Annotated in this window: 10 protein-coding genes and 1 pseudogene; 6 read left to right on the top strand and 5 right to left on the bottom strand. The window is 65.7% G+C overall.

Annotated features, from left to right (window positions below; all coding sequences use genetic code 11):
- Both RMQ73_RS02095 and RMQ73_RS02090 read left to right on the top strand, forming a co-directional pair.
- Positions 1-1,143: NAD(P)H-hydrate dehydratase (locus RMQ73_RS02095; protein WP_310496325.1), on the top strand; the 1,143-nt coding region annotated here is incomplete at its 5' end.
- Positions 1,140-2,345 (top strand): class I SAM-dependent RNA methyltransferase, encoded by a 1,206-nt coding sequence (locus RMQ73_RS02090; protein WP_310496324.1) that lies wholly within the window; start codon positions 1,140-1,142, stop codon positions 2,343-2,345. The genes RMQ73_RS02095 and RMQ73_RS02090, both read left to right, overlap by 4 nt.
- A gap of 19 nt (positions 2,346-2,364) precedes the next feature.
- On the opposite strand, the gene RMQ73_RS02085 is transcribed toward RMQ73_RS02090, so the two are convergent.
- From RMQ73_RS02085 to RMQ73_RS02075, 3 genes are all read right to left on the bottom strand, one after another.
- Positions 2,365-2,808, bottom strand: a complete 444-nt coding sequence (locus RMQ73_RS02085; RefSeq protein ID WP_310496323.1) for an MAPEG family protein — start codon at positions 2,806-2,808, stop codon at positions 2,365-2,367.
- Positions 2,809-2,868: 60 nt separating this feature from the next.
- Positions 2,869-3,939 carry a 1,9-bis(guanidino)-5-aza-nonane synthase gene (locus RMQ73_RS02080; protein ID WP_310496322.1) on the bottom strand — a complete coding sequence of 357 codons (1,071 nt, stop codon included), beginning with the start codon at positions 3,937-3,939 and terminating at the stop codon, positions 2,869-2,871.
- A gap of 137 nt (positions 3,940-4,076) precedes the next feature.
- Entirely contained in the window at positions 4,077-5,279 is a 1,203-nt protein-coding gene (locus RMQ73_RS02075; RefSeq protein ID WP_310496321.1) for a type III PLP-dependent enzyme, read from the bottom strand.
- A 259-nt stretch (positions 5,280-5,538) separates the two neighbouring features.
- Between RMQ73_RS02075 and RMQ73_RS02070 the strand changes: the two genes are divergently transcribed.
- Positions 5,539-6,507, top strand: coding sequence for a pyridoxal-phosphate dependent enzyme (locus tag RMQ73_RS02070; RefSeq protein WP_310496320.1), 969 nt, complete (start codon positions 5,539-5,541; stop codon positions 6,505-6,507).
- On the opposite strand, the gene glpD is transcribed toward RMQ73_RS02070, so the two are convergent.
- Complete coding sequence (glpD, locus tag RMQ73_RS02065) at positions 6,504-8,024, bottom strand: glycerol-3-phosphate dehydrogenase (protein ID WP_310496319.1); 1,521 nt, start codon at positions 8,022-8,024, stop codon at positions 6,504-6,506. The two genes, RMQ73_RS02070 and glpD, sit on opposite strands and share 4 nt — an antisense overlap.
- Positions 8,025-8,094: 70 nt before the next feature.
- On the opposite strand from glpD, the gene glpK reads away from it, so the two are divergent.
- The 3 genes from glpK (at position 8,095) to RMQ73_RS02050 (ending at position 11,961) form a co-directional block, all read left to right on the top strand.
- Positions 8,095-9,564: a glycerol kinase GlpK gene (gene glpK, locus RMQ73_RS02060; RefSeq protein WP_310496318.1), complete on the top strand. Its 1,470-nt coding sequence runs from the start codon at positions 8,095-8,097 to the stop codon at positions 9,562-9,564.
- Positions 9,561-9,752, top strand: a complete 192-nt coding sequence (locus tag RMQ73_RS02055) for a hypothetical protein (RefSeq protein ID WP_310496317.1) — start codon at positions 9,561-9,563, stop codon at positions 9,750-9,752. The genes glpK and RMQ73_RS02055 overlap by 4 nt, the downstream gene beginning before the upstream one ends.
- 94 nt (positions 9,753-9,846) lie before the next feature.
- Positions 9,847-11,961, top strand: coding sequence for a PQQ-dependent dehydrogenase, methanol/ethanol family (locus RMQ73_RS02050; RefSeq protein WP_310496316.1), 2,115 nt, complete (start codon positions 9,847-9,849; stop codon positions 11,959-11,961).
- A 36-nt stretch (positions 11,962-11,997) separates the two neighbouring features.
- Here the strand turns inward: RMQ73_RS02050 and RMQ73_RS02045 are convergent.
- Positions 11,998-12,333 (bottom strand): annotated as a pseudogene (locus RMQ73_RS02045) (VWA domain-containing protein); the annotation flags it as partial.

The raw sequence follows: 12,333 nt of genomic DNA, 5'->3' as shown, positions 1-12,333 counted from the left end.
GCAGCCAGCGGCCCGGTGCGGTCCGAACCGGCAGCGACCATGGCAAAGCGCTGGACCGGGCCGACGACGCCTTTGGCCGATGCCGTGCCGGCGCCATTCGTGATCGATGCCCTGTTCGGCACCGGCCTGGCGCGCGCGCTTCCCGACGATGTGCAGCGCGCTGTGGACCGGCTGCGCGGCCATGCGCGGCGCACGGTTGCCATCGATATCGCCAGCGGGGTGAACGCCGATACCGGCGCGGCATTCGGCCGCCCGCTTGCCGCCGACATGACGGTGAGCTTTGCGGCGCTGCGGCCCGGGCACATCTTGGGCGCAGGCCGGGCCTTGAGCGGACGCGTGCATGTCGTGGACATCGGTGTTGCGCCCGACATGACGCTGGCGCTTACTGCGCCGCCGCGTCTCAAAGGCCTGTCGCGTGATACTCACAAACATGCACGCGGCGCCGTTCTGGTCGTCGAAGGCGAGGCCAGGCACGGCGGCGCCGCGCAGTTGACGGCGCTGGCGGCGCTGCGGACCGGCGCCGGGCTGGTGACGCTGGCCGGCGAAGGCACGGCGTTGCCGGCATTGGCGATCATGCGGCGCGATGATGATGATGCGCTGGCCATGTTGTCCGACCGGCGGTTGAAGGCGGCGGCGATCGGGCCGGGGCTTGGCAATGGCGAGCGTGGCCGGCTGTGGCTGGCGCGGCTGCTGTATGGCAAGCTGCCCGTCGTGGTCGATGCCGGTGCGCTGGTGCTGTCCGATTTCACCGGGGCCACGGCGCCGTTGGTGCTGACGCCGCATCCGGGCGAATTTTCGCGGCTGTTCGGATCGCTTGGCGATGACCGGGTTGCCGCCGTCAGGGCAGCTGCGGTGCGGTCGGGCGCGGTCGTGCTGCTCAAGGGCGCCGAAACCATCATCGCCCGGCCCGATGGCCGCGCCGCCATCAACATCCATGCGACCCCCTATCTGGCGACGGCAGGATCGGGCGATGTGCTCACCGGCATCATCGCGGCATTGATTGCCCAAGGCGTGTCCCTGTTCGACGCAGCGTGCGCCGGTGCCTGGCTGCACGGCGACGCAGGGCGGCGCTTTGGCCCCGGATTGATCGCCGATGATCTACCCGGCCTGATGCCGGCCGTGCTGGCCGGCTTGGCGTCATGACAGATGTGCAGCCGATCGTGCGGCTGGCGGCGCGCGGCGACGGCGTGACCGCCGACGGCCGGTTTGCGGCGCTGGCGGCCATCGGCGACATGGTGGATTTTGCGCGGGATCCGCCGCAGGTGGTGCCGGGGCCGGAGCATGCGCCGCCGCCGTGCCGGCATTTTCCTGTCTGCGGCGGCTGCCAGCTCCAGCATCTGACCGATACCGCCTATGCGGAATTCGCCGCCGACCGGTTGCGTCGCGTGCTGCCGGGTCTTGACCCTGTCATCATGGCGGTGGCCCTGTCGCCGCCGCGCAGCCGCCGCCGCGCTTCGCTGAAGGCGCTCAAGCGCGGCAACAAGCTCATTCTGGGCTTTCACACCGAGGGCACCCACAAGGTCGTCGATGTCCAGCAATGCGAGGTCATCGACGCGCGGCTGTTTGCGCTGCTGGCACCGCTGCGCGGGCTGCTTTCGGGTGTGCTCGCTGACGGGCAGGGGGCCGGGGTCGCCTTGACGCTGACCGATACCGGCATCGACCTGCTGCTCGCCAATGTCACCGCCGACCGGCTCGACCGTATCGAGGCCTTGTTGAATTTTGCCGATGCGCATGATCTGGCGCGCTTGTCGATCGAGGGGCCGGCCGGCACCGAGACCATGGTCGAACGCCGGCCGCCGCAATTGACGATGGGCGGCATCGCCGTGACCCTGCCGCCGGCGCCGTTCCTGCAAGCCACACCCGAAGGCGAGGCGGCACTGGTTGCAGCCGTGCTGGCCGGTTGTGAGGGCGCGGCGCGCGTCGCCGACCTGTTTTGCGGGCTGGGGACGTTCGCGCTGCCGCTGTCGCGGCAGGCGCAGGTGCTCGCTGTGGATGCCGCCGGGCCGGCGCTGGCCGCCTTGAACAGCGCTGCCCGCATGGCCGGGCGCCGCATCGATGTGCAGCACCGCGACCTGTTCCGCCGGCCACTGACGCCCGCCGAACTGGCCGTACTGGACGCAGTGGTGTTCGATCCGCCGCGCGCCGGGGCCGAGGCACAGGCGCGGGCGCTGGCGGCATCGGTTGTGCCGGTTGTGGTGGCCGTATCCTGCAATCCCAACACGTTCGGGCGGGATGCGAAGATATTGATCGAAGGCGGTTACCGCATCGAAGCTTTATGGCCGGTGGCGCAGTTCCGATGGTCCAGCCATGTCGAACTGATCGCGCGCTTCGTCCGTCCAGGCTGAGCCAGGATATTGGCGCGCCTCAACCGTGAAACACCGCGATTCCGGCGTGCAGCGTTAGCGCCATCAGCGCCAGCGTGCCGAGACTGAACAGCACAAAGCGCACCAGCACGACGTTGACGGTGACCTGCACCAGGCTATGGGCGACGCGCAGGGCGACATAGGCCCAGGCAATGGTGGCATTCAGCCCGCCGCCCTGGCCGATCATCGCCAGCACCAGCGCCACCGCATAGAACAGCGTCGGCTGTTCATGGAGGTGGTTGTAATTGTCGGCAACCCACGAGGCGCGCTGTTCACCCTTGGCGTTCAGTTCGGCGCGCAGGCCCGTGCCATCGGCGCCGACCATCCTTGTGCCGTCGATGCCGGCACGTTTCATCGCCGGCAACCGCGTGGCGTACATCCACACCCACATGACGAGCGTCCAACCCGCCAGAGCGATGACTGGCGCGAAAATGGCTGATTGCATGAAAAAGGCCCTCCCTGATGGTCAGGAAGGGCCTTGTTTCAGCGTGATGTCAACTGCTGATCAAGCAAACAGCTTGGCCCAGCCGCGCTTGGGGCGGGTCTGCCAATGGCCGCGATGATAGGCATCGCTGGCTAGAAGCGGCATGACCGATCCGGCTTCGGCGAACACCATCTGTTCAAGCGTGGTATCGACCTTGCCCCAGCTTGCCGCTTCCTTGAGGGTGGAGGACGAGCAGGCGCCGTCGCGCACGTCGGCGACCGTGATCTGCACGGCATATTTGTGCATTTCGACATCATCGTGCCCAAGGATTTCGGCGCAAACCACCGTGTCCTGCACGAAGTTCTTGGGCACGCCGCCGCCGATCATCAACAGCCCGGTGGTGCCGGCTGCGATCTTGATGTCGGTCAGTTCGCGGAAATCGGCGATGGCGTCGAGCACCATGTACGGCTGGCCGGCCTTCATGCGGTCCACCTGATGCTTGACGAGGCCAAAGCCCGCCGATGAATCGACGAACGCCGGGCAGAAGATCGGCACGTCATGCTCATAGGCCAGCTTGACGAGGCTGTTGTCCTTCTTGCCATGTTCCACCAGATACTTGCCCATCTCGCGGATGAAGGCGCGGCTGGAATAGGCCTTTGGTTCCAAGCTGTTGGCGATTTCACCGATGGTGTGGTCGCAATCCTGCAACTGCTGTTCATCGATATAGGTGTCGTAGATGCGGTCGATGTAAAGCGAGCGCAGGATATTGTCGTCGGGGATTTCAAGCGCTTGATAATGCTTGTGGCCAAGGCCTTCGAAGAAATCCATGTCCACGATCGATGCGCCGGTGGCGATGATGCCGTCGACCATGTTGGAACGCACCAGTTCGGCATACAGGTCCATGCAGCCGCCCGCCGAGGTCGAGCCGGCGATGACCAGGAAAATCGTGCAATCCTTGTCGGCCAGCATCTGGTTGTAGATGCCGGTGGCACGGGCAAGATCGCGCGCCGTGAAGCTCATGCCGGCCATGCCGTCGATGATGGGCCGGGCGTCGAAACTGGTGATGTCGATGTGCTTGACAGTGCTCGACAACAGTTCCGCCTTGCGGGTGTCGTTGATCTGGGCGGGGTCTGTCACAACGGTATTGCTCATGGTTTGGGCTCCCGATGGGGTGATGGCCCGGCGTTCCATGCGAAACGCCGCCCGCGGCCGGGTCAGTCCGGCGCCGAGCGGGGGAGAGGGTCCGCGCGCCCGTCCTTGTTACCAAAGGGTCGGGACGCGCGGAAATTTCAGTTCTTGCGCAGCTTTATGACATTGTCCTGCGTCGTTTCGATGACGTCATAGACGGTCTCCATCGGCTCGTCGCGTACCAGCACGGTGTCGCCGGCGGTGAAGCCATTGAACCCCGTGCGCATCGCCGAGCCATAGGCGCCGAGCATGCCGATCTCGATATAATCGCCGGCCTGGATGTCGGCGGGCAGGTCGAACGGCCCGCGCATATAGTCCATGTCATCGCAGGTCGGGCCATAGAAGCTGAACGGCAAAGTGCGGGCGCGCGAAGCGGTTTCGCGCACCAGCGACACCGGAAAACGCCAGTCGATATGCGCGGCGTCGAACAAGGCGCCATAGGCACCGTCGTTGATGTACAGCACATCGTCCTTGCGCGCTTCGACACGCACCAGCACGCTGGCATATTCGGCGCACAGCGCCCGGCCCGGCTCGCACCACAGTTCAGCGGAATAGCTGATCGGCAGGCTTTCGAAGGCGCGGTGGATGACTTCGAAATAGCTGTCCAGCGCCGGCGGTTCCATGCCGGGGTAATGCGACGGGAAACCGCCGCCGACATCGACGATATCGACAGTGACACCGGCGCTGACGATGGCGGCGCGCACCTGCGCCATGGCATCGCCATAGGCCTGTGCGCTCATCGCCTGGCTGCCGACATGGAAGCAGATACCCAAGGCATCGGCGACCTGGCGAGCGGCCATCAGCACGGGCGCGGCCTCATCGGCGGCAACGCCGAACTTCGAGGCCAGGCTGAGCTTGGAATGCGAGGACGAGACGCGAATGCGCACGCACAGCGTCAGGTCGGCGGCAGCGACGCCGTCCGTCCGGGTCGCTTCGACAATCTTGTCGATTTCGGCCAGCGAATCGAGGCTGAACACCCGCACCCCGTGCTGGTGATAGGCTTCGGCGATGGCTTCGGGGCCCTTGACCGGGTGCATGAAGCACAAGGTTGCCGTCGGCGCCACGCTGCGCACCAGACGCACCTCGGCAATCGAGGCGACATCGAAATGCGTGATTCCAGCATCCCAGAGCGACCGGATAAGATCCGGGGCCGGGTTGGCCTTGACAGCATACATCGACGTGCCCGGAAACCGATCCATGAAGAAACGGGCGGCGCGCATCGCTGCGTGAGGACGGACGAGGGTGACTGGCTGCGTCGGACGCAGAGTCTGTGCTACCCCCAGCGCGTTATGGTACTTATGCAATTCAAGGGACCTCCGGGTGGGCAAAGCGTGTTTCCGGTTCCCTTGCCGTTCCAACCCTTTGGCGGGGTTTTCGCGGGTCAGTTGCCATTGACACCAAAGCTGCCTTGCGGTGGAAGTCCCATGGGGCAGCGGCGCGCTAACTAGGGTCGCATGGCCTGCATGTAAAGAAGTTTTTTGTTACAGTGAAAAAGATGGTTTTTCGTTGCCCTTTCAAGGGCTTGTCGATAGCCCTCGTGAACCCTGAAAAGGCCATATTTCAATGACTTCCCCCGTGACATATGACGAAGTTGTGACAGCGGCCTCGCGCATCGCCGGCGTGGCGGTCAGGACGCCTTTGTTGCGGTCCGATGCGCTTGATTCTGTGACGGGCGCCCGTGTGTTCCTGAAACCCGAATGCCTGCAACGCACCGGCAGCTTCAAATTTCGCGGTGCCTACAACCGTCTGTCGGCGATTCCCGCTGCCGAGCGCGCGGGCGGCGTCGTCGCCTATTCGTCGGGCAACCATGCCCAGGGCGTGGCGCTGGCGGCGCGGCTGCTGGGGATGCCGGCGGCTATCATCATGCCGCATGATGCCCCAAGGCTGAAGGTCGAGCGCACCCGCGCCGATGGTGCCGAGGTGATCTTCTATGACCGGCTGAGCGAAAGCCGCGAAACCATCGGCGGAGCTCTGGCGGCGGCGCGCGGTGCCGTTGTGGTGCCGCCGTTCGACGACCGCCACGTCATCGCAGGGCAGGGTACTGCCGGCCTCGAGGCGGTCGCCGATCTGGCGGCGCTGAGCCTGACCGCCGATATCGCGCTGGTGTGCTGCGGCGGCGGCGGGCTGGCCAGCGGCTTTGCCATTGGCTCGGGCGTGCCCGTGGTGGCGGTGGAGCCGGTGAACTGGGACGATGTCACCCGAAGCCGGGCCGGCGGCGCCATCGTGCCCGTCAGCGACCCGCAGCCGACCCGCTGCGACGCGCTCCAGACCCTGCGCATGGCCGACCTGACCTTTGCGACACTGCGCGCGCATGGCGCGGTCGGCGCGGCGGTGACCGAGGCCGAAGTGGCCCGCGCGGTCGCGTTTGCGTTCCGCGAATTCAAACTGGTGGTGGAACCCGGCGGCGCGGTGGCACTGGCGGCGGCCCTGGCGGGCAAGGCCGATATCGCCGGCAAGACGGTGCTGGTCGTGCTGTCAGGCGGCAATGTCGATGCGGCGGTGTTTGCGGCCTGCCTTGCCGAAGCAGGCTAAACCCCCGGCGCGGCGAACCTGTGCGTCATCGGCAGGTCCGGCTGCACCTCGCCGGGGTCTTCGCCGAACCAGCGTGACACTTCGGCCCGCGCCGGACCGCCCAGATGCAAGCCGAGCTTGGTGCGGCGCCACAGCACGTCATCGCTGGTCATCGCCCATTCGTGGTCGCGGTAATGCTGCAATTCGGCTTCGAACACGCCGCCAAGATTGGCGCCCAGCCCGGCTTCGAGCAGCGGCTGCGCAGCGGTGCCCAGCGTGTGCGCCAGGCGCTTGACCAGCCCCGGATCATAGTTGCGCTGCTCGATCAGCAGATTGTCCAGCCAGCGCTTGAAGGCGGCCTGGCCATTTTCCCCGCGCAGCCGTTCCATGTCTCCGCCCGGCAGCGGCGCACCCGCCGTCCAGCGCTTCGTCTTTTTGGCGATGCGCGCCAGTACATCCTCGGCCAGCACGCGGTAGGTGGTGATCTTGCCGCCGATGACGGTCATGGCATCGATGCCGGGGTGTTCCACCAGCCGATAGTCGCGGGTCGTTTCCCGGTCGCCCTTGCCGGTTTCGAGAATGAGCGGCCGCACGCCGGCATAACGGTGAATGACATCGTCCTGCGTGAGCGGCCGCAGCAGATAGCGGTTGGCCGCGGCCAGCAGATATTCGGTTTCGTCGTCGGTCACCGCTGCCGCTTCGGGGCTTGCCACATCGCGTTCGGTGGTGCCGATCAGCGAATAATCCCGCTCATAGGGGATGATGAAGATGATGCGGCCATCAGGCTGTTGCAGCATGAAGGCATCGCGGCCCATGTGTACCCGCCGCGTGACGATATGGCTGCCCTGCACCAGCCGCAGCGCCGGCGCATCGTTCACGCCCAATATCGTCCGCGCGACTTGATCCGCCCAAGGCCCGGCGGCATTTACGATCCGCCGCGCCGCCAGCGTGCGCCCATCCGACAGCGTCGCCTCCCAAAGGCCTTCCGTGCGCCGTGCCGCGACGACGCGGGTGCGCGGCAGCACCAGCGCGCCGTTTTTCGCTGCATCCTGCAAATTGGCGATGACCAGCCGGGCATCATCGACCCAGCCGTCCCAATAGCGAAAGGCGCTGCGATAATCCGGCTTGAGCGCGCGGCCGGCACGTTCGCTGCGCAAGTCGATATGCGCCGACCCCGGCACGACATCGCGCCGCGCCAGATGGTCATACAGAAACGTGCCCAGCCGCAGCATCCATTCCGGGCGCATGCCGGCGGCGTGCGGCAGCACAAACCCCTGCGGCCAGGTGATGTGCGGCGCGATATCCAGCAGGACCTCGCGCTCCGCCAATGCCTTGCGGACCAGCCCGAAGGCATAGAATTCGAGATAGCGCAGCCCGCCATGGATGAGCTTGGTGGACGCCGATGACGTGGCACCGCCGAAATCGCCGGCATCCAATATGGCCACCTTCAACCCGCGCCCGGCAGCATCACGCGCAATTCCGGCGCCGTTGATGCCGGCACCGATGATCAACAGGTCGTGAAGGATGGGGTCGGACAAGGCCAAATCACGCAAAATTAGGGCAGGGCAGGGCTTAACTAGTGCCAATAGTCAGCCTAGGAAAGACGGTATGACAAATGACCTCATTCTCGTGCTGGACGCCGGCACCACTTCCACCAGGGCCATCGCCTTTTCGACAGGCGGTGACATCATCGCCAGCGCCGGCCGGCCGCTGACACAGCATTACCCCGCCAGCGGCTGGGTGGAGCATGACGCGGGCGAAATCTGGCGCTTCAGCCGCGATTGCCTGCTTGAGGTGGCCGACACGGTGGGCGCGCAGCGCATCGCCTGTATCGGCATCACCAACCAGCGCGAAACCATCGTGTTCTGGGACCGCGAAACCGGCGAGCCGCTGTCAAATGCCATCGTCTGGCAGGACCGGCGCACCGCCGACATGTGTGCGGCCATCAAGGCGCATGAACCTGCCGTGCAGGCCAAGACCGGGCTGCTGCTCGACCCGTATTTTTCCGGCACCAAGATCCGCTGGGCGCTGGAAAACTGGCCTCTGGTCGCCGCTGCGCAAATGGCCGGGCGGCTTCTGGTCGGCACTGTCGAATGCTGGCTGATCTGGAAACTGTCCAACGGCGCCGCCCATGTCACCGATGCCACCAATGCCTCGCGCACGCTGCTGATGGATCTGGCCACATGCGCGTGGGACGATGACATGATGGCGCTGATCGGCGTGCCGCGCGCCATCCTGCCCGAAATCGTCGATTGCGCCGGGCCGCTTGCCACGACCGCTCTGCTCGGCGGCAGTGTCGCCATCACCGGCGCCGCCGGTGACCAGCAGGCCGCCGCCATCGGGCAGGGCTGCCTGCTGCCCGGCCAGCTCAAGGCCACTTATGGCACCGGCTGTTTCCTGCTGGCCCATGCCGGGCCGGCAGCGCCGGTTTCGACCAACCGCCTGCTGTCCACCGTGGCATGGCGGCTGGACGGCAAGCCGGCTTATGCGCTCGAAGGCGCGATCTTCACTGCCGGCGCTGCCGTGCAATGGCTGCGCGACGGGCTGGGGCTGATCGCGTCCAGCGCCGAAACCGAGGCATTGGCCGCGTCGGTGCCCGATAGCGGCGGCGTGACGTTCGTGCCCGCGCTGGCCGGCATGGGCGCGCCGCATTGGCAGCCCGAAGCGCGCGGGCTGATCTGCGGCATTTCCGGCGGCACTACCCGCGCCCATCTGGTGCGCGCCACCCTTGAAGCCATGGGCCAGCAGACGGCTGATCTGGTAGAGGCGCTGGCGGCCGACGGTGTGCCGGCGGCAAAGCTGCGCGTCGATGGCGGCATGGTCGCCAATGACTGGCTGTGCCAGGACCTGTCCGATAGCCTTGGCGTGCCGGTGGAACGCCCGCGCGTCATTGAAACCACGGCGATGGGCGCCGCCATGCTGGCCGGTGTCGGCGCCGGGCTGTTCGCCGATCTCGCCAGCGCCGCCGCACAAATGGCTGCGGCCGACCGCACGTTCCTGCCAACCAGCGATAGCGCCGCCAGAGCTGCGCGCCGCGCTGTCTGGGCACAGGCCGTCAGCCGCACGTTGCTGGCATGAGCACCGGTCCTTCGTTTCTGTTGGGCTTGATGCTGGCCGCCGGGCTGTCGCTGATCGTCGGCGGCATCTGGCTGATCCGCCAACCGGGGTCCAACCGGGTCAAGGCCGGGCTGATGATGGTCGCCGGGCTGGTGGTGCTGTTCAATGCCTGGGTGCAATCGCTGCCGTTGCCAGCTGCTGCGGCCTGATAGCCCCTATTCATTCACAGGTTTGCGGCGCCCGCGCTTCGGGTTAGTCTCCGCTCCATAACGGCTCTGAATCGGGCCGATCACCGGGGAGTGGATGATGCGGCTTTTGCTGGGTGCGAGCGTGCTGGCCTTGATGGCGGCACCGGTGGTGCTGGATGCGGCAGGGCCAAAGGCCGCGAATATCGATGCGGCGCGGCTCATCGGCGCCCGCAATGAACCTGGCAACTGGATGACCCACGGCGGCAGCTATTCCGAACAGCGTTTTGCCGATCTGACCGCCATCAACAGCGGCAATGTCGCTGGGCTGGGCCTCGCCTGGTACACCGATCTCGATACCAATCGCGGCCAGGAAGCGACGCCGCTGATCATCGACGGCACCATGTACACGACGACGGCCTGGTCCAAGGTGGTGGCGCTGGATGCCGCCACCGGCCGGGTGAAATGGCGGTTCGATCCGCAGGTGGACAAGGCGCGCGGCCACAGCGCCTGCTGCGATGTCGTCAATCGCGGCGTCGCGGCATGGGGCGGCATGGTGTTCGTCGGCGCGCTGGATGGACGGCTGATTGCGCTGGATGCCGCCACCGGCAAGGTGAAATGGTCCACCGTCACCGTCGACCAGTCCAAGCCCTATACGATCACCGGCGCCCCGCGCGTGGTCAAGGGTATGGTGCTGATCGGCAATGGCGGCGCCGAACTGGGCGTGCGCGGCTATGTCACCGCCTATGACGCGATGACCGGCAAGAAGAAATGGCGGTTCTACACCGTCCCCGGCGACCCTGCAGCCGGGCCTGATGGCGAGGCGTCGGATGACGTGCTCAAGACCAAGGCCGGCGACAGTTGGAGCGGTGATTACTGGAAGGCCGGCGGCGGCGGCACGGTCTGGGACGCCATTGTCTATGACCAGGAACTCGACCAATTGTTCATCGGCGTCGGCAATGGCTCGCCGTGGAACCACCAGATCCGCAGCGCCGGCAAGGGCGACAATCTGTTCCTGTCGTCGGTCGTGGCGCTCGATCCCGAAACCGGCAAATACCGCTGGCATTATCAGGGTACGCCCGGCGAAACTTGGGATTTCACGCAAACGCAGCCGATCATCCTGTCGACGCTGATGATCGAGGGCAAGCCGCGCAAGGTGCTGATGCAGGCGCCCAAGAACGGCTTTTTCTATGTCATCGACCGTGAAACCGGAAAACTCATTTCGGCCAAGGGCTTTGTGCCGCAAACCTGGACCAAGGGCGTCGACATGGCCACAGGGCGCCCGATCGAGGTGCCGGAATCACGCTATCTCAAGGATGGCTTCCTGATGATGCCATCGGCACTGGGGGCGCATAACTGGCACCCGATGGCCTTCAGCCCGCGCACGGGCCTTGTCTATCTGCCGTCACAGGAAGTGCCGTTCTTCTACCAGACCGACAAGACCTATGGCTTCAAGCCCGGCGCCTGGAACATCGGCGTCAACACCGTCATCAACGCACCGCCCACCGATGCCGCGGCCTTCAAGGCGCTGAAAGCCAGCCTCAAGGGCGCGCTGCTGGCGTGGGACCCGGTGGCCCAGAAGGAAGTGTGGCGCGCCCAGTACGAAGGGCCATGGAACGGCGGCGCGCTGGCAACTGCCGGCAATCTGGTGTTCCAGGGCAATGGCGGCGGCACCTTCCAGGCGTTCGATGCCAGCACTGGCAAGAACCTGTGGAAATTTTCGGCCCAGACCGGCGTCATCGCTGGCCCGGTGAGCTACACAGTCGGCAAGACCCAATATGTGGCGGTGATGGCCGGCTATGGCGGCGCCTATCCACTGACAGCGGCCTTTGACGAGCGGGCGCCGGCGCAAAATGGCCGGCTGCTGGTGTTCAGGATAGGCGGCACCGCCAAGCTGCCGCCGGTGCCCAAGGCTGTGTATGCAGCGGCCAACCCACCATCAGAGACATTCACCGAGCAGCAGATCGCCACCGGCGCCGAAATCTACGAGGGCAATTGCGCCCTGTGCCACAGTTCGGCAGCGCGCGCTTCGGGCCTGCTGCCCGATCTGCGGCGCTCGGCCGTGCTCGCCGACAAACAGGCATGGGAAGACATCGTCCATGGCGGCGCGCTCAAGGCCAATGGCATGGTCGCCTTCAGCGCCTGGTTCACCAAGGAACAGCTCGAAGCCGTGCGCGGCTATGTCGGTGAAAAGGCGAAAAAGCTGGCTGCGGACGAAAAAGCCGGGCGGTAAGGGGCAGGGGCGGGACCAGCGAACGGTCCCGCCCACTCAGTGCCGGCGTGTCAACTCCCGCATCGCCCGATCAAGCCCCTCGATGCTCAGCGGATACATGCGGTCGTTCATCACCGTCTTGATCATCTGGATCGACTGGCTGTTGGCCCAATGTTTTTCCGGGATCGGGTTCAGCCACGCAGACGCATGATAAATGTCCAGCATCCGTCCCAGCCAGACATCGCCGGCTTCCTCGTTCCAATGTTCGACACTGCCGCCCGGATAGTTGATTTCATAGGGGCTCATCGACGCATCACCGACGAACAGCAGCTTGTAATCATGCGGGAATTTGTGGAGCAGCTCCATCACCGGCGTGCGTTCCGACCAGCGGCG

The sequence above is a fragment of the Sandarakinorhabdus sp. genome (genome assembly GCF_031430775.1).
GTDB lineage: Bacteria > Pseudomonadota > Alphaproteobacteria > Sphingomonadales > Sphingomonadaceae > Sandarakinorhabdus.
This window is presented reverse-complemented; position numbering and strand designations above follow the sequence as displayed.

What these genes read in the sequence shown, in the direction of transcription:
- RMQ73_RS02090 (WP_310496324.1), top strand. Translation starts at nt 1,140, where the DNA reads ATGACAGATGTGCAGCCGATCGTGCGGCTGGCGGCGCGCGGCGACGGC.
- RMQ73_RS02085 (WP_310496323.1), bottom strand. Translation starts at nt 2,808, where the DNA reads ATGCAATCAGCCATTTTCGCGCCAGTCATCGCTCTGGCGGGTTGGACG.
- RMQ73_RS02080 (WP_310496322.1), bottom strand. Translation starts at nt 3,939, where the DNA reads ATGAGCAATACCGTTGTGACAGACCCCGCCCAGATCAACGACACCCGC.
- RMQ73_RS02070 (WP_310496320.1), top strand. Translation starts at nt 5,539, where the DNA reads ATGACTTCCCCCGTGACATATGACGAAGTTGTGACAGCGGCCTCGCGC.
- glpK (WP_310496318.1), top strand. Translation starts at nt 8,095, where the DNA reads ATGACAAATGACCTCATTCTCGTGCTGGACGCCGGCACCACTTCCACC.
- RMQ73_RS02055 (WP_310496317.1), top strand. Translation starts at nt 9,561, where the DNA reads ATGAGCACCGGTCCTTCGTTTCTGTTGGGCTTGATGCTGGCCGCCGGG.
- RMQ73_RS02050 (WP_310496316.1), top strand. Translation starts at nt 9,847, where the DNA reads ATGATGCGGCTTTTGCTGGGTGCGAGCGTGCTGGCCTTGATGGCGGCA.